Origin of the sequence: Legionella quinlivanii, from assembly GCF_900461555.1 — a bacterium.
GTDB lineage: Bacteria > Pseudomonadota > Gammaproteobacteria > Legionellales > Legionellaceae > Legionella_C > Legionella_C quinlivanii.
In genome coordinates, this window is record NZ_UGOX01000001.1 from 992,202 (window position 1) to 1,013,085 (window position 20,884).

A 20,884-nucleotide genomic window follows, 5' to 3' on the forward strand; every position below is an offset into this window, starting at 1 on the left:
TGTATTTCCCTAGCTTACTTCACTCACATCGAGCAGTGTTTTCTTAATATATCCGCCATTGACGCTGATATTGAGAAGGGGAGGAGAGCCATCAGGAAATTCGATGTCGATTACTTTGCCCAGCTGATTGCTGTCTCGCAGTTTGACTGATTTTTGTAAAAGCATCAGACTTTGACTACTGCTCGTCAGCTCAAGCAGTCTCCGCAGATTTTCATTGGTACTACGCGCTTCCTGCAGTGAGGAAAACTGGGCCATCTGTGCCATAAACTCGCGGTTATCAATAGGTTTTAGAGGATCCTGATAGGTTAACTCCTTTGTGAAAAGCTGTAAGTAATCGGTTTGACTGATAGTATTTTCCTGTGCGGGTTGAACCGGGCTGCTCATTGTATTACTCCATTAATGACTAGCTTTTTTAATAAAAGTCCTTTGGAACTAATAAGTTGACGAATTTGGCGGCTGATTTCCCTGGTTTGTGGAAGGAGCTCTTCGGGTAGGCCAATAGCCAATTGCACTTCACCATCCTCAATGAATAGTTGAAACTGGTCCAGGTAACGTTTGGAAATTGAGGATGTTGATAAAGAAGGGGCCAGTATTTCTTTTTTTGTACTGGTTTCAAAACGAAAGGAATTAAACGTAAAGCCCCTACTTTCCTGTTTGAAACAGTTGTCTATCAGCTCACGTAAATCATTTTCCAGATAAATTATTCTACTAAAAGGAGTCTCTTCAGTTTGTGCCGCTTCCGGCATCTGTCTGGCAGGAACTTTGGGTTCCGATAAGGCTAATTCGCCGGGATCATTTAAGTTCACTTCATGTTCATGGGTTGGATACTGATATTCTTTTTTTGGAAAATTACTTTGAAAGTGAAGCTCACTTTTCTGAAGTTGATCCAGGTGTTCCGTATAGTAAGAGTCGGCCTGGGGCGAATGTTGATTAAGCCACAATGAAAAGGGTTTAGCGGCTGGGGAATGCCTGGGAAATGCGTCAAGAGCTGCAGGTTGGTTTGTTATTTTCATATCGTCTTCCTTGTTCAGCGTATTATTATCAATTTTTTATTGGACTGTCTATCTATTTTTTATTTAGCGATCATCTGGCCGACAATTTCGCAGAGTCTGTTGCAATGCCCAATTATCCATTTCTTTCTCAATTATTAATTCATGGGTCTTTTTTTCATTTTGTTCACGCCTGTCCTGATATTTCCCTAATAGTTTCAACTCTGTACTCAAGCGCAGATGATTTTCCTGATAGCTGAAAAGAAGTTTTTCATAATCCATTTTTTGATTCTGCAAATCGTCATGCTTTTGCTGCTCGCAGATAATAAAATGGAGTCGGGATATTTCCAGTTCTGGCAGAATACAGGCAGGAACTTTTAAGGAGTCTATAAGCCTGGATTTGATTAGAAGCGCCGCTTTATCCAGCGCTTTTATTTTTTCTCTAAGAGCCAGCTGCTCCGTATTGAGCTCCTCAAGCTGCCTTTTTAATCGATTCATCAGACTGGTCAATGCCTGATTCATACTAAAATCTCCTCAATGCGTGTCAGTAAGGCTGATAAAGGGAGTGACTCCTGCTTTTGTTGAGCAAATAATTTTCTCAAAGGGTCAATCCGGACAATTGCATAATCCAGCTCCTGATTGGAACCTGCTTTATAACCGCCCAGTTCGAGTAAATCCTTATGTTGCTCATACAGTGCAAATAACCGAATTACTTTTTTAACCAGATCATTTTGTGACGAGGAAAGTAAATGATCTTTTAGACGCGAGACGCTTTGGAGAATATCAATGGCAGGAAAGTGGCCGCGTTGCGCCAGCTCGCGAGTCAGGATAATATGACCATCAAGCAGTGAACGCATGGTATCTGCAATGGGCTCGTTGAAATCATCTCCTTCCACCAATACGGTGTAGAGCCCGGTAATACTGCCTTTCCCAATAAAATTACCCGCCCGTTCGACAAGACCTGGAAGGAGGGCGAATACACTAGGTGTATATCCGCGACTGGTAGGAGGTTCTCCCAGACTTAAGCCGATTTCGCGTTGCGCCATTGCCAAACGGGTTATGGAGTCCACAAATAGCATCACCTGTTTCCCTTTGCGGCAAAAATATTCAGCAATTGCTGTGGCGGTAAAGACGGCTTGACGGCGCATGATGGCTGATTCATCACTGCAAGCGACGACCAATACGGATTTTTGGCGGCTATGCTCATCAAAATGCTCTGTAATAAAATCATTCACTTCTCGACCGCGTTCACCTACCAGGGCGATAACGTTAATATCGCTTTGCAATTGCCTGCACATCATTCCCATCAATACGGATTTTCCAACGCCGCTACCAGCAAAAATACCCATGCGTTGACCCTTGCCGAGCGGAATCAGGCAATCCAGAGCATGGATTCCGGTGATCATATGTTCTGTCACCATTTCGCGATCCATGGGATTAATCGCATGGCCTGAGATCTCCAATGTCTCAGAAGAAGCGCTGATGAACGATTCTAGCGGTTGTGCTAAAGCGTTTACGACTTTTCCGAGAAGATGTTCACCCACCTGAATCCTGCTGGCATGACCTGATGCACGTACTTTAAAGCCCATACTGATGCCAGTATGGGAAAATGGCAGTAAATAGACTTTCCCCTGACTAAAGCCGATGACTTCTGCCTGGGTGATGATCTGCTGGCCGCTGTCAAGAATATCGCAGGTTTCCCCCACAAAGACCTGAGGAGGCCCTTTAGCAACCAGCTGTAAACCAATAGATTGTTCAATTTCACCGATACGTTCGATAGGTTGTAATAATTCAGACCAATTTTTCATTGCGACACGCTCTGTCGTAGTTGAACAAGCATGCGTTTGAGTTTGTCAATTTGCTGTTCAATGCTGGCATCAATCAGTCCATGATCATTACGGATACGACATCCGCCTAGTATCAATGTCTCATCAGGAATAAACTTTAAATGCCGGCACTCACTGAAATCAATTTTCAATTTACTTTGCTGCACGAGCGCAAGATCTTGAGGATGAAGAAAAATCTCTATATTTTCTTTATGATTTAAATAATTAATTGCCTGCTCAATCTGAAAAATAATTGCTTCTTTGCTTGAAATCTGATTAGAAAAAAAGTGTTTGCTAATTAATAAAACGATGTCTGCAATCTGGTCACGAAGTGTTTCCTGATAATTTTTCAATGCTACAGGTATCTGGTCCAAAAGTTGTTTTAAGACTGTGGCTTGCATCTCTAGTTCCTGCATCTTGCATTGATTTTCCTCAGTATATTTTGTTTCTGCTGCCTGAAAGCCCGCTGCAAACGCCTGCTGCCTGATTTCCTCCAGAAAATCATCGCTATTTGCAAGTTGTTCAATTGTGGAATCAGGATTGTTTTTCTCATTATCAGGAGAAGAATTGCAATTAGTTATCAAAATCACTTTTTCACCGCTGACCCTGATATTTTTTAATAGTTCTGCCATAGTTATTCCGTTAGTCTGTATTCATGTCGATATCAGATTTTTTGATGTAATGTTCCCAGTCCGCATACACAAGAGTTTTGCTGGTCTTGCTAATACTGGCAAGAGAAGTTTCAATCGAATCAATGCGCTCTAAAAGATTAAATTCATTTAAAAATTGCTCTTTCCAAATGAACCGACCTTCCTCAAGGATAATGGCGATATACAGAGGGTCTTTAGCCGCAAGACTGCGACAGAAACCTGGCAAGTTATTGTCAATTATATTATTGGAAAAGGGCGCTTTGTGATTCTCGCTCCTATTATCCAACTGTTTCCTTTTAGTTTCTGGTAACTGGCTCAGTATCCATCGCTGATCTCTGATGGCCAATTTGCCAATAGCCGATACAATATCCTGTAAATTATTCATGATGACTAATCCATTGATTAAGAGATTCCAGGAGATGTTGACGCCTTTTCAAATTATTTCTTCTCTGAACTCCATAACTAATTGCTCCGATTATAAGAAGCGCTGCTAAGCCATATTTTATAGAAAGGGTTTCACTTGCTGGAGCGGAAGGAGTCTCATTTAAAAAAATGTCTGATTGGACGGGGGGTGGCAGGAGTGCTTCCACTGAAATAGAGTCGCCTCGTTTGGAATCAAAGCCTATGGTGGTTTTTACCATGCGTTCAATTTGCAAGAGGGTCGAGGATTCGGTTTGTTTAGGAACTGTGACAGAAACAGTTAGCCGCTCAATCCTGCCATTGGCACGCAGAAACTGCTCTTTTTCATGACCAAACTCATAACTTCTCTCGCGGGTGAGATCCTGAACAGGATTTGTTTTCTTTGTGAGTTCTGCAGGGGCTGTATGTTGCATCTCCTTTTCATGTGTGATTAAGCCCTGGGATTGCGGTTTAATCAATTCCCGCCGCAATTCATCATAATTAAGCGTCACATCTATTTTTACATAGACATTATCCTGGGGAAATATGTGTCCTAACATATCAGTTATTTTGCTATTTAAATAATCTTCTATTCTTCGCTTGGCCGCAAAATGGCCTTCACCACTAATTTCTCTCGGTATACTCAAATTGTTACCATTTTGATCGATGATCACCACGTTTTCTGCAGCAAGATTGGCTATGCTGGCGGTCAGCAGTTTCTGGATACTTTTTACCTGTTGTTTTCCTATTGGCTTTTTTAATTGAAGTGTCACAGACGCTTTGGTGGGATGCGTTTCTTTCTGCAGGAAATGCTGTTCAGGGATTACCAGATGAACTCTTGCCTGCCTGACTTCCTCAAGACTACTAATGGTTCGCTCAAGTTCGCCTTGCAGAGCTCGTTGGTAGTTAATTTTCTGTGAAAATTCGGTCAAACCAAAATCAGTTTTATCAAACAATTCAAAGCCCACATGGCCATTTAAATTGCTGCTCATTAATCGAATTCTGGTTTTATCCACCAGGTGTTTATCAATTAAAATATCACGTCCGGAATTCTGTAACTGATAATGGATATTGTCCTGATCCAGTTGACGAATTATTTCATTAGCATCCTGTGAATCAAGATTATTAAATAGGGTTCCATAATCAGGCTTCAGCAAAAAAATGGAGGTCAATACACTGCTTAAAATAATAAAGCCAACGGTAAGCAGGATCATGATTTGCTTTGGCTTCTCTTGTCTGCCAAACCAGAGATAGATGGAGTTAAAATAGAAATTCATATTAAATTTGCTCCTTTATAATTTCCTGATAAGCAGTCATTAAGCGATTACGCACTTGCTCAAGTAATTGAAAAGACATTTTGGCCTCTTCCAGATTCCACATCACCTGGTGCAGGTTGGCTGCCTGACCGCTGACCAATTGTTGCAGTGAATTATCGGCTTCAATCAATTTGTCATTCACCTGCTGAATAGGAGCGGCCAGCCAATGACTGAACCGGTCTGGTTTTTGAATGCTTAAATCATTAAGGTTAAAGTCCATTTTGAAATGATTGACGGGCTCTATGGTCATCGTTCATCTCCGATTGTCAGGGTTTGCATAAACAGGCTATGTGCGGTGTTAAAAATTTTGATATTGGCTTCGTAGGCGCGCGAAGCATTTAATAAAGTGGTCATCTCATCTACAGTATTTATCCCGGGATAATGGATATAGCCTTTGTCATCAGCTGCCGGATGCTCTGGTTGATACACTTTATTAGGCGGTAGGGTTTTCGGGCCTGGAACCGCTGTACTCCATTGCGTTTCATCTGTGAAGTAATCATTGAAATTCCGACTGCCTGTGATGACCTGCATTGGCTGAAAACCGCTGCCATCACTTTTCAGCAAGGTATGCTGATTAGCGATGTTATAGGCGACTGTATCAATACGTAATTTTTCGACTTGCATTCCCTGGGCAGCAATTGAATAAGTGAGATTATAATTCATGCCTGATTATTTCCATGAAGGGCCATCTTCATGATGGCCAGTTTATGATTAAGTCCTTTGATGAGTGTGCGAAATTGGGTGGCATTTTTAATACCAAGCGCAATTTGATCATCCAGTGCGGGTGCGGTATCGCCAGTATGGATAGCCGGTTGTAATTCCAGAAAATTAACCGAGCCTCGATTGCTATTCTGGTCATAATTGGCAAGTTGCTGCTCAAAAATCACCTCAACAGTCTGGTAATTGGGGGTATTGACATTGGCTATGTTGGCAGCGATCGCTGTTTGCCGCATGAGCGCTGCATCAAGCCCCAGTTTTATGAGCCTTATTGTGTTATCCTCAAACATGGTTCGGTACTCCTATTGAACAATTAATTCTGCATGTAAAGCGCCAGCGCGTTTTAAGCTCTCTAAAATGGCAATCATGTCCCGCGTGGTGATTTTGGCCTTATTCAAAGCGCTGATTAAGTCAGCAATGGTTGCTCCCTGTTCAAGAACAATGGATTGACCTGCATTTTCCTTAACTTCAATATTGGTTGAGGGAGTTATCGCGGTCCTGACCGAAGCGGGTGCATTAAAAAGAATTGCCGGCTGTGACACTTTATAGTCGCTGGCTATAGCAATCTGGAGATTGCCCTGGGAAATAGTTACTGTATCGAGTTTGACATCGGAACCGGCAACCACCACCCCGGTTCTTTCGTTGACGACTACGGTGGGCAGGTTATCCGGAATAATTATGATATTTTCCAGCTGGCTGATAAAACGAACATAATGCTGTTTTGCGATTACCGGCGGATGAATTTCAATATCCTGGGCACTGCGCGCGATCGCTGTGTTGTCGCCGAAGCGTTTATTGACAGCGGTTTCAACATTATCTGCCGTTGTAAAATCAGGATGGTTCAGAATCAGATGTAATTCGCCGCTTTTATCGGTCAATTCATTGTAAAGCGTTTTCTCAACAATGGCTCCTCCCGAAATTATTCCTGAAGTAGGATGGTTTTTTTGCACCACATTGCCAAATAAATCATATTTAAATCCCCCGAGAGAAATCGGGCCTTGGGCCAGGGCGTAAATTTGGTTATCGGGTCCTTTGAGAGGGGTTATTAGTAAGGTGCCTCCTAATAAGCTTTTCGCATCCCCGAGAGATGATACATTGATGTCAAGCTTGTCGCCCTGATGGACATTGGCAGGCAGATTGGCGGTTATAATAACTGCGGCACTATTGCGGCTGGTGATGTCTCGGGCGTTAATATTAAGACCAAAATTCTGCAGCAGATTGGAAATTGCCTGGGTTGTATCTTTATTACGATGCGAGTCACCTGATCCTGCCAGGCCGATCACCAAACCATAACCAGTAACAGGATTTTCCTGCAGCCCTGACAAGTGCGCCAGAGATTTAAGCCGTACACTGGCAAAACTGCTGCATACCAGCAGTTGCAGGCAAACGCAGAGCAATAGTTTTCTAAAGCTAAACATCATACTAGCCCCATGAATGACATAATTTTATAAATAGTGTTGTAACGTTGTGAGTTTGAGACAGAGCCATCGCCAGTGTAGGTAATCTGAGCATTGGCAATGCGAGTCGACAATACGGTATTTTGCGGACTTATATCCTCTGGTCTGACGATACCGCTTAACAAAATTCGTTGTTGTTCCCCGTTAATTTGGATGAGCTGATATCCCTCCACTTCATAGCTTCCATTAGGGCAGATTGCTTTAATTCTAACGGTTAATGACGCTTTAATTTTGCCGTTTCTACCGGTTTGTGCCTTGCTATTTCCCTTGCCGGTCAATCCCAGACGCAAATCATAGCGTTTTTGATTATAGCTGGCCTCAAGGGCTGTTTTGATTTCCTTACTGGAACCTAAATCGGCACTGGTTTGTGCATTAGAGGTTTCCAGTACGATGACAGTGAGTAAATCGTCTGGTAAAGAAGCGCGTCGATCCGCAATGAGTGGGCGATAATAAATATCATTATATAAATTGGCTGCTTTTGCAGAAGGGTTGTGAGCCAGTATTACCAGACTTATAATTAATAAAATGGGCTTTATCATGAGTAATCTCTAGTCGCGAAGTTCATTAATCATTTTTTCCAATTCATCTGCTATCTGCACTGTTTTGGCGTTCAATTGGTAAACGCGCTGGGCCATAGTAAGCTGCATCAGCGAGGTGACCATATCGACATTGGATGCTTCAATCTGTTTCTGCAGCACTTGCCCCATACCGCTATTACCGGGATTATCAATAATGGGATCACCGCTGTCGGCATTGGCATGAAAGAGTCCGGCACCTGAAGGGTCCAGGCGGCCAGGATCCATAAATCGGGCTAAACTGATAGTGCCCACTAATTGAGGCTCGGCATCCTCTGATGACATAATTTCAACATCGCCGTTTTTTTGGATTACGATAGTCTGAGAATCATCGGGAATCTGTATGCTGTCGGCCAGCCGCAGGCCATCTGCTGTGCAGAGATAACGCTCACTGTCGATTGAAAAGCTGGAGCTTCGTGTGTAAGCAAGGCTGCCGTCAGTTTGCAGTACCTGAAAAAATCCCTCTCCATCAATGGCTAAATCATTCCAGTTCGTTCCCGCTTTTAGCGGTCCCTGGCTAAAATCTTTAGTTGATTTGATAATGGCTGTTCCTAAACCTGTTTTTATTCCGGACTGCTGCTTCGAGTGATTGCTGTCTATGTTCTGGTATAAGACATCGGCGAAGCTTAGTTTGCTGGCCTTGTAATTGGGCGTATTCAGATTGGCAATATCATTAGCGATTTTGTCAATGAAATATTCTTCAGATTTTAAACCACTGGCAGCTATAGAAAGCGCGTCAGACATTTCCTTCCCCTAATTGACTAATTGCTGTTGAAAGCAGATTGTTGCTTGTTTTCATAATTCGCTGGATCGCTTCAAAATGGCGTGAAATCTTCAGCATTTCGGTCATTTCATCGACTGATTTGACGTTGGATTGTTCCAGGGAAAACTGCAGAACCCGGGTTTCAGAAGAGGCCTCTTCCGGCAGATCTTTACTGAAATAAAGTCCTTCCCCCTGATAGTGAAGTGATGCAGCCTGGGGGAAATCAACAATGCGAATCTGATCGCTGAGTTGTTTATCGATAAAGAGTTCCCCTTTGGTATTGATTGAAAACTCTTTATCGTTGACACGCACAGGTCCATTTTTTCCCATTAATTTCCCGCCCCTTTCGCTAATCAACTCTCCTTCCTGGCTAATATGAAACTCGCCGCTGCGTGTGTAAAAAACACCGTCATTTTTCTGGATCTCAAAAAAGCCTTTTCCGGCAAGTGCCAGTTCCGAACCCTGATTGGAATGAGCGATTGAGCCTTGCTGAAAGTCACTGAGTGATGCCATTTGCTGAACTACAGTTTCAAAATCAGGCGCGTCCAGTGCCGGGAAATCCTGACTTTCCATGATTTGACGTTTATAGCCGGTTGTATGCAGATTACTGACATTCTGGCTGAGCACCTGCAGACGAAATTGATCCTGCAAAAGGGCTATCTGTGTGGTTTTTATAGCGGATAACATGTCATGCTCCTTATTGAATGACACCAAATGGTTCAATCTGGATATGAATGGGTATTTCACTTAACGATAAAATCGTTAAGTGGGGTATAATGCGCTGGGTAAACAGTTTCAATTGCCTTCTTAGCATTGGAGAGCAAAGTAATACTGGTTTCTTTCGCTCGCCGAGCATTTTTTCCACGTGTAAGGAAAGGGATTTAATCAGTTTTTCGGTCTGTGAAGGGTCAAGGTGGAGATGATTGTTTGTCAGGTTTTGCGCAAGCGTCTGCTCCATAACCGGTGCTAAGGTTAGAACTGGCAGAAGGCCCTGATTGTTTATTAATCTCTGGCATATCTGGGAAGAGAGGCGAATGCGTACGAGTTCGGTAAGCTGATTGACATCCTGAATGACTTTGGCGTGTTCAAGCAAGACTTCCAGTATCAGTGATGTATGGCGAACAGACACTTTTTCTGATAATAAATTCTGCAGAATTTTTTGAACCTGACCTAATTGCAGCATGGCGGGTATCAATTCGTCACGCAATTTGCAGACATCAGACTGATCCAGTAAGGTCTCCACTTCATTACGGCTTAATAGTTCAGCCAAAGAGGATTGAATCACTTCTTGTAAATGAGTCGCCAATATGGACAGGGGTTCGCATACGGTAAATCCCTGATGCTCCGCCTGTTCTTTTTCGGCTCTCTCAATCCATTGAGCTGCTAAACCATAGCTGGGATCGCTCACTTCTATACCTGATACTTTATTTTCAATCGCTTTTTGAGACGAAGCGGCTATTGCCAGAAACTTATCCAGATACAAGGGATGTTTGTCATAATGAATTCCCTGAACGCTAATTCGATAGAAGGGATAATTTAATTTGGCCTCGGATCGAAGTTTTACTTCAGGGATAACCAGGCCCAGATCGAAGGCCAGGCGTTCACGTATTTGCTGAACAAGCGACAGAAACTCATCCTGTTGGGATAATAAATTTTCATAGAGACTGGGATTAAGCTGTATCTCAATCGGATGGATATGAATTTTCTGATAAAGTGTTTCTTCCTGGAGCAGACTATCATCAGGAGTCTGGTGTTGGCTTTTCATGGCAAACCAGGTACAGACTATAAAAAATGCCAGCACCAGGAATACCGATATTCCCGGAATTCCTTTAATGAACAGCAGTAAAGCCAGGCTGCAGCTGACGATCACAAGGCTTTTAGGATAGGTACTGATTTGACGAACTATTTCACTACCCAAATGAGTATCAGTAGCTGCCCGCGTTACAATAATTCCGGTTGCTGTAGAAATGATGAGCGCAGGGATTTGGGTCACCAGACCGTCGCCTACAGTAAGTAGGGAGTAATTTTGAATCGCCTCGCTAAATGTCATGCTTTTCTGGAGTACACCAATCGCCAGACCACCGATAATATCTACAAGCATGATCAAAATTCCGGCAATGGCATCGCCTTTAACAAATTTACTGGCCCCATCCATGGCGCCGTAAAAATTAGCTTCTTTCTCAATTTGGGAACGTCTTTCACGCGCTGTTTCCTGACTGATTAATCCCATATTCAAATCAGCATCAATACTCATCTGTTTACCGGGCATGCTGTCAAGAGTGAAGCGGGCTGCGACCTCAGCGACCCGCTGCGCCCCATTGGTGACTACAATAAACTGCACAATGATTAAGATCAGAAAAACGACCATTCCCATCACGTAATTGCCATGAATGACATATTGACCCACGGCGTTAATAACCCGGCCGGCATCGCCCTCAGACAGTATCAGTCGGGTTGCGGAAATATTTAAGGCCAGGCGGAATAAAGTGGATACCAGGAGCAGGGCGGGGAAAGTGGAAAAGCTTAAGGGTTTATCCGTATAAAAGCAGAGCAGCAGGATAACCAGTGCCCAGCTAAAATTGATAATCAGAAGTAAATCAAGCAATGCAGAAGGGATGGGAATAAACAGGATAAGCAAAATGCCTGTCACAAAAAGAATGGTACCGAGCTCGCTTCCCATACTGGAAAGATTTGTTTTCTTGTTTTCCATACACTAATCCATTGAATTCCATTGATTACGAGGTGCTGCAACTGGCTTTTATTACTTATGTCATCTCTTACCCAACCCCAGTTGTTTATAAATTGCGGCGGCAGCTGGAAAATGCTCTCGACGAATCCATTGATTTAATTCCACTGAAGCGTATAGACGTCGAGCAAATGCCTTGTTTTCAACAAGGGGAATCTGATGCCGTAAAGCAAGTTTTTTGATAATCCTTGCCTGCTCATTACGGCCTTTACATATTAGTTTCGGAGCCGGCATGGTCAGACGATCATATTTTAAGGCAATCGCATAATGGGTAGGATTTGTGATTACCAGATCCGCTGTTTTGACTTGTTCAAAAGAGGCACTGCGTTTTCTCAACTCAGACTGTAGTTGCCGGATTCGGCTTTTAATTTTGGGATCACCTTCACGCTGCCGATACTCTTCCTTTACTTCCTGTTTACTCATCCGCTGCTCTTTGGCAAACTTTCTGCGAGTATATAGTTTATCGATGAGACTTATTGCGAGAAGAACAACCACTAAAGGACAAAGCATTCGAAGCATCAATTGCAGAATGGCCATTGGCAGTTGAGCGGGCATGACACTCGACAGTTTTAAAAAGGAAACCTGCATTTGCCTCAGGCTATAAAAGCTGATCAGGCCTGTCAAAGCAATTTTTAGCAAATTTTTGAGTAAATCAAATACTATTTTGGTCGAGAATAATCGTTTAAAACCTGCAACCAGACCAATTCGTTCAAATCGGGGGGATAAGGGGGCCGCCGACCAGACAAAACCGGTTTGTACCAGGCTGCATAATATTGTTGTGGCCACTAATATCAAAGCAAAGGGCAGCCATAGATACAGTAGATTGTTAGTTAACAACTTGAATATATAAGTGACCGTTTTTAAAGAAAAATGCAAATGGCCAGTCAGATGTAGCTGCTCCTGGCTAACAGCCAGCATTTGCTGCCAGGCCTTTGTTCTATATAACCATAAAAGCAGCAAAATAACTGCGAGTTGCGTGGTATTGATTAGCTCGCTGCTCTTGCTGACCTGCCCTTTTTCCTTCGCCTTTTTTAGCTTGTAGGCTGTTGCAGTTTCTGTTTTTTCACTCATAACAGATACTCCTGCCAGGCTTGAAAGCCTAATTCAAAGGTTTTTTCAAACAGGGGATTCATATTGTCTATTAGTAAATAGAAGATGAAGAATCCCAGAAGAACTTTTAAGGGCAAAATCAGAAAGTAAGGGCTTATTTGCGGCATGTTTCGACTTAATACACCACTGCAAAATTCGGTAAGCCATAAACAGAAAACCAGTGGCGCCGCAATTAACATGCCTAGTGACCATACCAGCGCAAACTGCCTGATAAACTGAAGCATGCTTGATTCTCCAATCAATTCACCAGGCGGAAAAGCAATAAATGAGAGGAGTAACAATTTTATGACGCGATGATGGCCTTGGCTCGCAAAAAAGAATAAGCCAGCAAGCATTCCCAGTAAATGAGCTGAAATAGAATCAAAGCCTTCACCCGGTTTAAAAACAGAGATACCGTTTAAGCCATTTTGGAAATCAATTAACTGATCGGCAACCTGAAAACAGCCGAAACAGGTGATAAGAGCCAGATAAATCAGTTGGGCATTGATGAACTCGGCTGAGAATGCGGCTAACAGAGAACCAGATATCTGAGCGGTGGAATTCAGGTTTGACATTATAAAAAAGCTGAACAGGAGAATCAGTATTAATCTGATTTGTACGGGAAGCCGTCTGATTACCTCAAGTGGTGAAAAAAGTATTGTCATGCCAATGCGCGTAGCTATTAAAAAGAATGTGGAAAGAGGGAGCAGATCAGTCATTTCAAGCGCTCCGGGATATTACTAATCATATTTTCAGCAAAACTGACCACTGAGCCTAGCATCCAGTGACCACAGAACATGAGCATGAGTGCAACAGCCAGAATTTTGGTAACGGTGCTTAAAGTGGAATCCTGGATTTGGGTTACTGCCTGAAGAATTGAAATGAGCAAGCCGCAAATTACTGCAACAAACACTACAGGGGAGCATATGCAGAGAGCCTGCCAAAGTAATTGTTTTGAAAGATAGACCGCGAGATCCTCGGACATTTTCCTTATCCATTCCATTATAGGTTAACGACTTCCTGCCTTGAGTGTGATTTCCATTACTCATTCGCAGTGAACGGGAATTAAAGCAAAAAGTATTTACGGAAGCAAGAGAAATTATTCAGGACCTGTTTTTTTAGTACTATTTTCCGGCAGTTTTCCTGCCATGACAGTTTTTATATTTTTTTAGACTGCCACAAAAACAGGCTGTATTTTGAGACATTCGCTGCGTTTTTGCTGGACGCGTGTGTTGGGGGAGATGACTGTCAATGTAATACCATTGGCCCTCATCAAGTAAAAACTCACTTCGTTCATGAATTGATTTAATCAGACCTGACTGATGATATCTTGCTATGAATTCCACAAATCCCTGGTTTGACTTCTTACAAGGGAAGGTGGCTTCTAATACCTCCAAACCAAGCCAGTCTGCTTGCTCTGCCCATTCTTTGGCATCAGACTCGTTGAAGTGCGCTAGCGGTTTACCTCTCATGGTTTTAACAATATAGGCTATATTAGCCTTTGTATAGGCAGTATAACGTGAACGCATCAGGGCTTCGGGAGTTGCAGGCTTTCCGCCTTGATCAATTAAAATACCGCAGCAGGCGGTATAGTCAAGTTGCGAACCGCAGGGGCAGAAGTTCATATACTCGATAATTGGGTTAATTTTCACGAGTGTAGCGGTTCAGGAAAAAAATCACAAATTCTCATTTGCTCTCACTGGCTTATTAAGCTGATTAAGTAACAGAATTTACTGGATAATGATTTTTTATCTATTTTTCAGTACTATTCCACTATAAGAACTCAAAGGCCATCGTTATGATAACGCTGTATCAATTTCCCGAAGTATGGGGTTTGCCCAATGCTAGCCCATTTTGTCTTAAAATAGAGACTTACCTGCGGATGACCGAGCTGCCTTATGAAAATCGCTTTGTCAGAGATCCGCGAAAAGCGCCGAAAGGAAAGCTGCCTTTTGTTAAATGTGAAAATACGATAATCGCTGACAGTGAATTTATTATTGCCGGCTTGAAGCAGCAATTTGGAGATCTCCTGGATAAACATTTAAGTATTGAGCAGAAAGCGTTGGCAGTCCTTCTTGATAATGTATTTTCCGAGCGCCTTTATTGGCTGATGGTTTATTTCCGCTGGCAGGATGAGCAGGGCTGGAAGCATGTTAAACCCAGCTTTTTTGCAGGACTGCCCTGGGTTTTAAGTCTTTTTTTGCCCAATCTGATCCGTAAGAAAACTATTAAAACCCTTCATATGCAAGGTACGGGCAGACATAATCGCGAAGACGCCTTGCAATTGGCTCAAACTACTATTCGAGCGATAGCGGACACACTGGGTGATAAACCCTATTTCATGGGAAATGAAGTTTCGACAATTGATGCAAGTGCCTTTGCATTTTTGGCAAATATTGTTTGGATGCCTTATGATGATCCTTTGAAAATCATCGTCCAAAAACATCAAAATATTCTGCATTTTTGCGATAAAATGTGGCAGAGTTTCTACCCGGAATTAAAGCAGCCCTTTCGCATTGTCTGAAAACGCAAGCATGGGATGGTTTACCCCTAACTGTTTGATAGTTTGTGTTGTTTTTTATTTGACGTCTTCGTCAAAATAATAGTTTTGTTAAAAAAATAGCATAAAAATTTGCCGATAGGGTTTGCAATATTCACTTTATTTGTTAAGCTTCTTTCGTCTTATTAACACTTGGGGATTGAAATGCCTATTATTAATGGAACACGCTTCCAGAAAAAAGAAAAAATTAAAGCAGACATCAACAGTGAAACCTATGAGAAAATTATGGAATATTGCGCATGGGCCGATATTGATGATGTTGGTTTTTTTATAGAAGAAGCAGCCAGCTTCGTTTTCGCTAAAGACCGTGAGTGGAAACAACACAAAAAAGCGGCAAAAAAACGCGCTGAAACAGTTTCTGAATAATTTTTAATACTCAGGGTGCCTTTAATAAAGCACCCTGAGTATGCACTTAAGCCTTTCTTCATACTGCTCTTGCCTTTTTGATTTTTAAAAATATCTTTCGATTATGACACTGCGTAAGGAAACAAAATGTCGGGACACAAGGTACATTTATTAATCCATGCCTTATTGGGATTGTTATCGCTGCTTTTCATTTCATCCGTGCAGGCTGCAACGCCTCTGTGGACATTTATACCACAAACACCAGTTGAGCTGACACTGACTAACAGCGCTGGCGCTGAAGTGATTTATACCGTGCAAAATCAGTCTGTTCGCCCGAAAACCCTGGTGATGATGCCGATTGCCGGTATAACGCAAAACGACGTTTGCCAGTTACCGGGAAAAGGGACATGTACTTTAAAATTGAGTATTCAGGGTAATGCATTAAAGGGTGATGTTTTAGGCGGGCCAATATTATGCCAGCAAGGCGATCCCAACCAGTGTTATCAACCGGCTCCTGTCTATTCACTCAAAATCCATTTGGTAAACCAGCCGCCCGTACAGCAATTTACTGTGACGCCGTCTGCCGGACCTAATGGCAGCATCACACCTGATACACCTCAGGTGGTTAATCCCGGCAGTAATCTGGTATTCATGGCGACCCCTGCTGCTGGATTTGCAGTTAAGCAATGGTTGCTCGATGGGGTGGTTGCTCAGAATGGCGGTACCAGTTTCCAGTTAAATAACATTGACGCCAATCATCGCCTTGAAGTGGTTTTCGGCCAGTATTTTGCCTATGTCACGAATGATTTTAGCTCAGGTGCAAATAATGTCACTCGCTGTGGATTGGATGCCGGTGGTAATTTTATCGACTGTACTATAGTTGGTTCGGGATTTACAAATCCTATTGGCCTGGTATTCAATCCGGAGGGAACGCGAGTATATGTGGCGAATTTTGGTGCTGCCAACACAGTTAGGAAGTGTGATATAGGTATAAATGGTATTTTGCTAAATTGTATTGATTCAGCTGCAATATTCAATAACCCGGTTGGTGTTGCAATTAATCCACAGGGCACAAAAATCTATGTAACTAATAATCTTATGGATAATGTTTCTCGATGCGATTTGGACACTAATGGTAATTTGATTAACTGTACAATTACGGCCCTAATCAATTTTCCCAGAGGCATTGTGTTTAATCCTGCAGGCACAAAAGTGTATGTAACAAATAATACTAACGTGACACGCTGTGATGTTGTGGGGTTTAACGGCGATTTAGTAAATTGTACCCTGGTTGGATTCGGACTTGTTTTACCTGTAGGGATTACATTTAATGCTAGCGGAACCCGGCTTTACACTGTGAGTGGCCCGAATTTTCTTACAGGCGAGATAAATCGGTTTGATGTGGATGCCAATGGTGATCTTGGTAATCCAGCTGTGGCAGGTACGGCCGGTACTACTTCCCGATTCATTGCTCTAAACGCCGATCAGACAATAGCTTATGTAACGAATGCATCAAATGATAATGTTACGAAATGTGAGATTGACATTAATGGAAATTTTACAAATTGTTCAGTAACGGGTTTTAATATGGATGGCGCGACGGGTTTACAGCTGGTTGTTCAGTAGTCAATAGGGTATAGAGAAAATGTAAAAGTCACTGATTTGCATTTAATTTTAAAAATTGCTTGACAGTCAAGGGCGAGATTATTAAACTGCCAATCTCTTTCGGGGCTATAGCTCAGCTGGGAGAGCGCTTGCATGGCATGCAAGAGGTCGGCGGTTCGATCCCGCCTAGCTCCACCATCTCTCTCTGAGAGATGGTTAGAAGAACAGGGTCCCCATCGTCTAGAGGCCCAGGACATCGCCCTTTCACGGCGGTAACGGGGGTTCGAATCCCCCTGGGGACGCCATCCTCCTTAAGTGGAGATGGCTTCAGGATGTACAATGTAGTAGTTTAAAGTTCCAGGTCCCCATCGTCTAGAGGCCTAGGACATCGCCCTTTCACGGCGGTAACGGGGGTTCGAATCCCCCTGGGGACGCCACCTAAATGGTGGATTTTAACTAGTTCGTAACAAATCAGATAATTCTCTTAATGCAATGAAAAACATTGTGTAATCAAGACTGGTACTTCCATGAAGCATTCCCAGCAGCATATCCCAACGCTTTTGAATATCTGTGTTTGCTTCCAGCCAGCTGTCAATCAGTTTACTCGCATTATTTTCCTTGATATTACTTTGTAAGATAGCAATCGCCAGACTGCGTTGCAGGGAATCCAGCTCGTCGCGCAAAGAAAGCCTGGCCATTGTGTTCCAGTGACCCTCTCGTCCATCACTGGCGATCTGATCCCTGAACCAGACTAAATTAAATCGTCCGCCAATCTGAAAATAGACTTCGGCTGTTTTAGTCAGGTTAAGTTTATTCTGAGTAGAGACTTCAATGACATTCAATGCGGTATAAAGTGGTCTGGCAATTGCAATTTTTTGTGCCATATCGGCGGCAAGTCCGGCTTCAACAAATTGATTCACGATTTTTTGCATATAGTCTTTGGTAACGCCGACTATCAGTGTAGGGATTAATGATTCGAGTTTTTTAATAGAACTACCATAGTGCTCAATAATCTGGTGTATGTCGCCATTGAGGCGGTTATTTCTCAAAAACCAGTGAGTTGAAAGATTAAGCAACTGCCTGATTTGGTGCATTAAATCATATTGAGTTTGAACAGGAATTTTGAAATTGGTCGAATCAATCAGATATTGCAGATTGTGAGTGTCATAAATACTTGCAGAAACAGAATAGGCTCGGGCAATGTTAGGAATAGAAGCCCCGGTTTCAACGGACATGCGGTATATAAAAGTCATACCGGCAACATTGACAATTTGATTGCTGAGCTGAGTGGCCACAATCTCCCGTCGCAGACGATGTTCGCACATTGACTGCGGGTATAATTTAGCCAGACGGGCAGGGAAGGCTGATTCCAGGCAATGAATAAAATAGGGATCATCGGATATTTCTGATTTAAGTAATTCCTGGGTTAGATGGATTTTGGAATAAGCCAATAGAACTGCCAGCTCTGGCCTGGTTAAACACTGGCCTGCTGCCTTACGTTCAACCATTTTTTTGTCATCGGGTAAATACTCATTGGCCCGGTTCAATAATCCCGAGCTTTCCAATTCTTTAATATAGGCCTGGTAAAGACTGCCGTATCGCTGAGCACTCAGAGACGAGATACTCATAATTAAAGCCTGACTATAATTATCATTTAGTACCAGTTCTGCTACTTCATCAGTCATTTTAACTAATAGCTGATTCCGTTTTTTTTCAGTCAGATGACCTTTTTGTATTTCTTTGTCCAGTAAAATTTTTATATTTACCTCATGGTCGGAACAATTCACCCCGGCAGCATTGTCAATAAAATCAGTATTGATTAATCCTCCCTGAAGAGCATATTCGATACGCCCTAATTGGGTACAGCCTAAATTACCGCCTTCACCGACCACCCGGCAGCGTAACTCATTGCCATTAACACGGCAAAATTCATTGGTTTTATCGCCAACGTCTGCATGCGATTCGCTGCTTGCCTTGACATATGTTCCGATTCCGCCGTTAAATAATAAATCAACTGGAGCGCGTAAAATAGCCTGAATCAGCTCATTCGGTGTCATGGCATTTTTTTGCGTACCCAGGGCTTCTTTTACCTCAGGGCTTAATACTATCGATTTTACAGACCGTCTGAACACACCGCCGCCGGTAGAGATGAGTTGAGGATTATAATCTTCCCAGCTGGATAAAGGTAAGTTGAAAAGCCGTACCCGCTCCTCATAGGAAATAATGGCATCTGGATTGGGATCCAGAAAGATATGACGATGATCAAAAGCGGCGATCAGCCGAATATGGGGGGTATAAATCATACCATTCCCGAATACATCCCCGCTCATATCGCCAACTCCGACAACAGTGAAGTCCTGGTTCTCAATATTGATATCTAACTCTCTAAAATGACGCTTAACTGATTCCCAGGCACCTCGTGCGGTAATCCCGATTTTTTTATGGTCATAACCAGAAGAACCGCCTGAAGCAAACGCATCTCCCAGCCAGAAACCATATTCGGCTGAAATTCCATTGGCTATATCGGAAAAACTGGCAGTACCCTTGTCAGCAGCGACAACCAGATAGGGATCATTATCATCATAACAGGTGGTGTTTGCTGGGGACACACATTGATCATTCACCAGATTATCAGTTAAATCCAACAGACCGCGAATGAAAGACTGGTAGCAGAATATGACCTCCTTTAACAGGATTTCACGGCTGACTCCTGGCGGAACCATTTTTAAAACAAAACCGCCTTTGGCCCCAGAGGGAATAATTACAGAATTTTTTACCACCTGAGCCTTCATCAATCCCAGGATCTCGGTTCTGAAATCTTCCCTTCGATCGGACCAGCGCAATCCCCCGCGTGCTACTTTGGCACTGCGTAAATGGATGCCTTCAAAACGGGGGGAATACACAAAAATTTCATAAAGCGGTTTGGGTAAAGGCAAGTCTGGAATTTCTGTGGAATGTAATTTAATTGAGAGGTACTCTTTTGCTTTCCCATCTGACGTAGTTTGAAAATAATTAGTTCTCAGGCTTGCTTTTATTAAATGCCAATACAGACGCATGATTCGGTCTTCGTCGAGACTTGTTATCGCTTCAAGCTCCGCTTTAATTTTATTTTTTAATTCTTTCAGCTGTTTTTTTGTCGATGAGTTTTGTTTAAGAGCAAATTTCAATTTAAAAAGGTTCACCAGATCTCTGGCCAGCAGTGCATTATTTTCTACAGTCTTTTCAATATAAGCAGGGCTAAATCGAATGCCCATTTGCTGCATATATTTGGCATAGCTGCGAATAATGGTAATTTCCCGCCAGTTAAGCCCGGCAGTCAGCACCAATTTGTTAAATCCATCATTCTCGCATTCACCATTGCAGATTTTGATGAAGGCTTCCTCAAAATTGCCTTCCACTTCATGAATGTCCAGACATTGAGGATTAGTATAATTGATGACAAAATCATTAATCCACACCGAGTGCTTTCCATCCAGCATAAGCTGATAAGGGTTTTCACGCTGAGTATGCAAACCCATGTTTTCCAGCATGGGAAGGATGTCAGATAATGGGATAAAGGCTTGATACTGGTATAGCTTCAGATGGAGAGGGAATACATCGCCTTCCTGCTCATAGAGGTTGATCTGCAAGCGATGTTCATCCGATAACTTTTCAATATAATCAATGTCCTGCAAGGCAGCGGAAATTTGATTTTGTGCTGAATAAGTCAGGGGAAAGGCGTTATAGTATTTTTTAGAAATCAACTCACCTTTTTTATGTCCAAATTGTTTGAGAACCTGTTGATTTAATTCATCTTTCCAATGATTTAACACGTTATGGTCCTTATTGAAAGCGAGATAGCACGAAA

The 20,884-nt window shown here is 42.6% G+C and carries 23 protein-coding genes and 3 tRNA genes; 6 read left to right on the forward strand and 20 right to left on the reverse strand.

The features are described from left to right. Nucleotides 1-9 precede the first annotated feature (9 nt). From DYH61_RS04155 to DYH61_RS04245, 19 genes are all read right to left on the reverse strand, one after another. On the reverse strand, nucleotides 10-384 hold the full coding sequence (locus DYH61_RS04155) for a flagellar hook assembly protein FlgD (protein ID WP_058508905.1): 375 nt from the start codon (nucleotides 382-384) through the stop codon (nucleotides 10-12). Next, the gene (locus DYH61_RS04160; protein WP_058508904.1) at nucleotides 381-1,013 is read right to left on the reverse strand and encodes a hypothetical protein; all 633 of its coding nucleotides are present in this window, start codon (nucleotides 1,011-1,013) and stop codon (nucleotides 381-383) included. The genes DYH61_RS04155 and DYH61_RS04160 overlap by 4 nt, the downstream gene beginning before the upstream one ends. A gap of 63 nt (nucleotides 1,014-1,076) precedes the next feature. Further along, the gene (locus tag DYH61_RS04165) at nucleotides 1,077-1,511 is read right to left on the reverse strand and encodes a hypothetical protein (protein ID WP_058508903.1); all 435 of its coding nucleotides are present in this window, start codon (nucleotides 1,509-1,511) and stop codon (nucleotides 1,077-1,079) included. Beyond that, complete coding sequence (locus DYH61_RS04170; RefSeq protein WP_058508902.1) at nucleotides 1,508-2,797, reverse strand: FliI/YscN family ATPase; 1,290 nt, start codon at nucleotides 2,795-2,797, stop codon at nucleotides 1,508-1,510. The genes DYH61_RS04165 and DYH61_RS04170 overlap by 4 nt, the downstream gene beginning before the upstream one ends. Further along, nucleotides 2,794-3,447, reverse strand: a complete 654-nt coding sequence (locus tag DYH61_RS04175) for a FliH/SctL family protein (RefSeq protein WP_058508901.1) — start codon at nucleotides 3,445-3,447, stop codon at nucleotides 2,794-2,796. The genes DYH61_RS04170 and DYH61_RS04175 overlap by 4 nt, the downstream gene beginning before the upstream one ends. Nucleotides 3,448-3,457: 10 nt before the next feature. Further along, entirely contained in the window at nucleotides 3,458-3,850 is a 393-nt protein-coding gene (locus DYH61_RS04180; protein WP_058508900.1) for a hypothetical protein, read from the reverse strand. Further along, entirely contained in the window at nucleotides 3,843-5,141 is a 1,299-nt protein-coding gene (gene fliF / locus DYH61_RS04185) for a flagellar basal-body MS-ring/collar protein FliF (protein WP_058508899.1), read from the reverse strand. Before fliF ends, DYH61_RS04180 begins: the two co-directional genes overlap by 8 nt. 1 nt (nucleotide 5,142) lies before the next feature. Beyond that, nucleotides 5,143-5,430, reverse strand: coding sequence for a flagellar hook-basal body complex protein FliE (gene fliE / locus DYH61_RS04190; protein WP_058508898.1), 288 nt, complete (start codon nucleotides 5,428-5,430; stop codon nucleotides 5,143-5,145). Further along, nucleotides 5,427-5,843, reverse strand: coding sequence for a flagellar basal body rod protein FlgC (gene flgC / locus DYH61_RS04195; RefSeq protein ID WP_058508897.1), 417 nt, complete (start codon nucleotides 5,841-5,843; stop codon nucleotides 5,427-5,429). The genes fliE and flgC overlap by 4 nt, the downstream gene beginning before the upstream one ends. Beyond that, nucleotides 5,840-6,187 (reverse strand): flagellar basal body rod protein FlgB, encoded by a 348-nt coding sequence (locus DYH61_RS04200; protein ID WP_058508896.1) that lies wholly within the window; start codon nucleotides 6,185-6,187, stop codon nucleotides 5,840-5,842. The genes flgC and DYH61_RS04200 overlap by 4 nt, the downstream gene beginning before the upstream one ends. Nucleotides 6,188-6,199: 12 nt before the next feature. Then, the gene (locus DYH61_RS04205; protein WP_234999843.1) at nucleotides 6,200-7,318 is read right to left on the reverse strand and encodes a flagellar basal body P-ring protein FlgI; all 1,119 of its coding nucleotides are present in this window, start codon (nucleotides 7,316-7,318) and stop codon (nucleotides 6,200-6,202) included. Then, nucleotides 7,315-7,893, reverse strand: a complete 579-nt coding sequence (locus DYH61_RS04210; protein ID WP_058508895.1) for a flagellar basal body L-ring protein FlgH — start codon at nucleotides 7,891-7,893, stop codon at nucleotides 7,315-7,317. The genes DYH61_RS04205 and DYH61_RS04210 overlap by 4 nt, the downstream gene beginning before the upstream one ends. 9 nt (nucleotides 7,894-7,902) lie before the next feature. Further along, a complete protein-coding gene (locus DYH61_RS04215; RefSeq protein WP_058508894.1) occupies nucleotides 7,903-8,673 on the reverse strand; it encodes a flagellar hook-basal body protein in 771 nt (256 codons plus the stop codon). Continuing rightward, the gene (locus tag DYH61_RS04220) at nucleotides 8,666-9,379 is read right to left on the reverse strand and encodes a flagellar hook-basal body protein (RefSeq protein ID WP_058508893.1); all 714 of its coding nucleotides are present in this window, start codon (nucleotides 9,377-9,379) and stop codon (nucleotides 8,666-8,668) included. Before DYH61_RS04220 ends, DYH61_RS04215 begins: the two co-directional genes overlap by 8 nt. Before the next feature lie 10 nt (nucleotides 9,380-9,389). Next, entirely contained in the window at nucleotides 9,390-11,402 is a 2,013-nt protein-coding gene (locus DYH61_RS04225; protein ID WP_058508892.1) for a flagellar biosynthesis protein FlhA, read from the reverse strand. Nucleotides 11,403-11,462: 60 nt separating this feature from the next. Beyond that, a complete protein-coding gene (locus DYH61_RS04230) occupies nucleotides 11,463-12,509 on the reverse strand; it encodes an EscU/YscU/HrcU family type III secretion system export apparatus switch protein (RefSeq protein ID WP_058508891.1) in 1,047 nt (348 codons plus the stop codon). Then, nucleotides 12,506-13,246, reverse strand: a complete 741-nt coding sequence (locus DYH61_RS04235) for a flagellar biosynthetic protein FliR (RefSeq protein WP_058508890.1) — start codon at nucleotides 13,244-13,246, stop codon at nucleotides 12,506-12,508. Before DYH61_RS04235 ends, DYH61_RS04230 begins: the two co-directional genes overlap by 4 nt. After that, the gene (gene fliQ, locus DYH61_RS04240) at nucleotides 13,243-13,512 is read right to left on the reverse strand and encodes a flagellar biosynthesis protein FliQ (protein WP_058508889.1); all 270 of its coding nucleotides are present in this window, start codon (nucleotides 13,510-13,512) and stop codon (nucleotides 13,243-13,245) included. Before fliQ ends, DYH61_RS04235 begins: the two co-directional genes overlap by 4 nt. A gap of 139 nt (nucleotides 13,513-13,651) precedes the next feature. Beyond that, nucleotides 13,652-14,152: a YchJ family protein gene (locus DYH61_RS04245; RefSeq protein WP_065236196.1), complete on the reverse strand. Its 501-nt coding sequence runs from the start codon at nucleotides 14,150-14,152 to the stop codon at nucleotides 13,652-13,654. Nucleotides 14,153-14,325: 173 nt separating this feature from the next. Between DYH61_RS04245 and DYH61_RS04250 the strand changes: the two genes are divergently transcribed. The 6 genes from DYH61_RS04250 (at nucleotide 14,326) to DYH61_RS04275 (ending at nucleotide 17,474) form a co-directional block, all read left to right on the forward strand. Beyond that, the gene (locus tag DYH61_RS04250; RefSeq protein ID WP_058508887.1) at nucleotides 14,326-15,051 is read left to right on the forward strand and encodes a glutathione S-transferase family protein; all 726 of its coding nucleotides are present in this window, start codon (nucleotides 14,326-14,328) and stop codon (nucleotides 15,049-15,051) included. A 180-nt stretch (nucleotides 15,052-15,231) separates the two neighbouring features. Continuing rightward, the gene (locus DYH61_RS04255) at nucleotides 15,232-15,453 is read left to right on the forward strand and encodes a hypothetical protein (protein ID WP_058508886.1); all 222 of its coding nucleotides are present in this window, start codon (nucleotides 15,232-15,234) and stop codon (nucleotides 15,451-15,453) included. Between the two features lie 126 nt (nucleotides 15,454-15,579). Next, complete coding sequence (locus DYH61_RS04260) at nucleotides 15,580-17,058, forward strand: InlB B-repeat-containing protein (RefSeq protein WP_058508885.1); 1,479 nt, start codon at nucleotides 15,580-15,582, stop codon at nucleotides 17,056-17,058. A 101-nt stretch (nucleotides 17,059-17,159) separates the two neighbouring features. Continuing rightward, nucleotides 17,160-17,235, forward strand: a tRNA-Ala gene (locus DYH61_RS04265). Between the two features lie 31 nt (nucleotides 17,236-17,266). Continuing rightward, nucleotides 17,267-17,342, forward strand: a tRNA-Glu gene (locus DYH61_RS04270). Nucleotides 17,343-17,398: 56 nt separating this feature from the next. After that, nucleotides 17,399-17,474: transfer RNA gene (locus tag DYH61_RS04275), tRNA-Glu, on the forward strand. A 15-nt stretch (nucleotides 17,475-17,489) separates the two neighbouring features. On the opposite strand, the gene DYH61_RS04280 is transcribed toward DYH61_RS04275, so the two are convergent. Continuing rightward, complete coding sequence (locus DYH61_RS04280) at nucleotides 17,490-20,849, reverse strand: NAD-glutamate dehydrogenase (RefSeq protein WP_058508884.1); 3,360 nt, start codon at nucleotides 20,847-20,849, stop codon at nucleotides 17,490-17,492. Nucleotides 20,850-20,884 lie beyond the last annotated feature (35 nt).

Coding starts and splice junctions, on each gene's coding strand:
- DYH61_RS04230 (WP_058508891.1), bottom strand. CDS start 12,509: ATGAGTGAAAAAACAGAAACTGCAACAGCCTACAAGCTAAAAAAGGCG.
- DYH61_RS04200 (WP_058508896.1), bottom strand. CDS start 6,187: ATGTTTGAGGATAACACAATAAGGCTCATAAAACTGGGGCTTGATGCA.
- fliF (WP_058508899.1), bottom strand. CDS start 5,141: ATGAATTTCTATTTTAACTCCATCTATCTCTGGTTTGGCAGACAAGAG.
- DYH61_RS04165 (WP_058508903.1), bottom strand. CDS start 1,511: ATGAATCAGGCATTGACCAGTCTGATGAATCGATTAAAAAGGCAGCTT.
- DYH61_RS04160 (WP_058508904.1), bottom strand. CDS start 1,013: ATGAAAATAACAAACCAACCTGCAGCTCTTGACGCATTTCCCAGGCAT.
- DYH61_RS04175 (WP_058508901.1), bottom strand. CDS start 3,447: ATGGCAGAACTATTAAAAAATATCAGGGTCAGCGGTGAAAAAGTGATT.
- DYH61_RS04220 (WP_058508893.1), bottom strand. CDS start 9,379: ATGTTATCCGCTATAAAAACCACACAGATAGCCCTTTTGCAGGATCAA.
- DYH61_RS04155 (WP_058508905.1), bottom strand. CDS start 384: ATGAGCAGCCCGGTTCAACCCGCACAGGAAAATACTATCAGTCAAACC.
- DYH61_RS04215 (WP_058508894.1), bottom strand. CDS start 8,673: ATGTCTGACGCGCTTTCTATAGCTGCCAGTGGTTTAAAATCTGAAGAA.
- DYH61_RS04250 (WP_058508887.1), top strand. CDS start 14,326: ATGATAACGCTGTATCAATTTCCCGAAGTATGGGGTTTGCCCAATGCT.
- DYH61_RS04235 (WP_058508890.1), bottom strand. CDS start 13,246: ATGACTGATCTGCTCCCTCTTTCCACATTCTTTTTAATAGCTACGCGC.
- DYH61_RS04255 (WP_058508886.1), top strand. CDS start 15,232: ATGCCTATTATTAATGGAACACGCTTCCAGAAAAAAGAAAAAATTAAA.
- fliE (WP_058508898.1), bottom strand. CDS start 5,430: ATGACCATAGAGCCCGTCAATCATTTCAAAATGGACTTTAACCTTAAT.
- DYH61_RS04210 (WP_058508895.1), bottom strand. CDS start 7,893: ATGATAAAGCCCATTTTATTAATTATAAGTCTGGTAATACTGGCTCAC.
- DYH61_RS04225 (WP_058508892.1), bottom strand. CDS start 11,402: ATGGAAAACAAGAAAACAAATCTTTCCAGTATGGGAAGCGAGCTCGGT.
- DYH61_RS04245 (WP_065236196.1), bottom strand. CDS start 14,152: ATGAACTTCTGCCCCTGCGGTTCGCAACTTGACTATACCGCCTGCTGC.
- flgC (WP_058508897.1), bottom strand. CDS start 5,843: ATGAATTATAATCTCACTTATTCAATTGCTGCCCAGGGAATGCAAGTC.
- DYH61_RS04260 (WP_058508885.1), top strand. CDS start 15,580: ATGTCGGGACACAAGGTACATTTATTAATCCATGCCTTATTGGGATTG.
- fliQ (WP_058508889.1), bottom strand. CDS start 13,512: ATGTCCGAGGATCTCGCGGTCTATCTTTCAAAACAATTACTTTGGCAG.
- DYH61_RS04180 (WP_058508900.1), bottom strand. CDS start 3,850: ATGAATAATTTACAGGATATTGTATCGGCTATTGGCAAATTGGCCATC.
- DYH61_RS04205 (WP_234999843.1), bottom strand. CDS start 7,318: ATGATGTTTAGCTTTAGAAAACTATTGCTCTGCGTTTGCCTGCAACTG.
- DYH61_RS04170 (WP_058508902.1), bottom strand. CDS start 2,797: ATGAAAAATTGGTCTGAATTATTACAACCTATCGAACGTATCGGTGAA.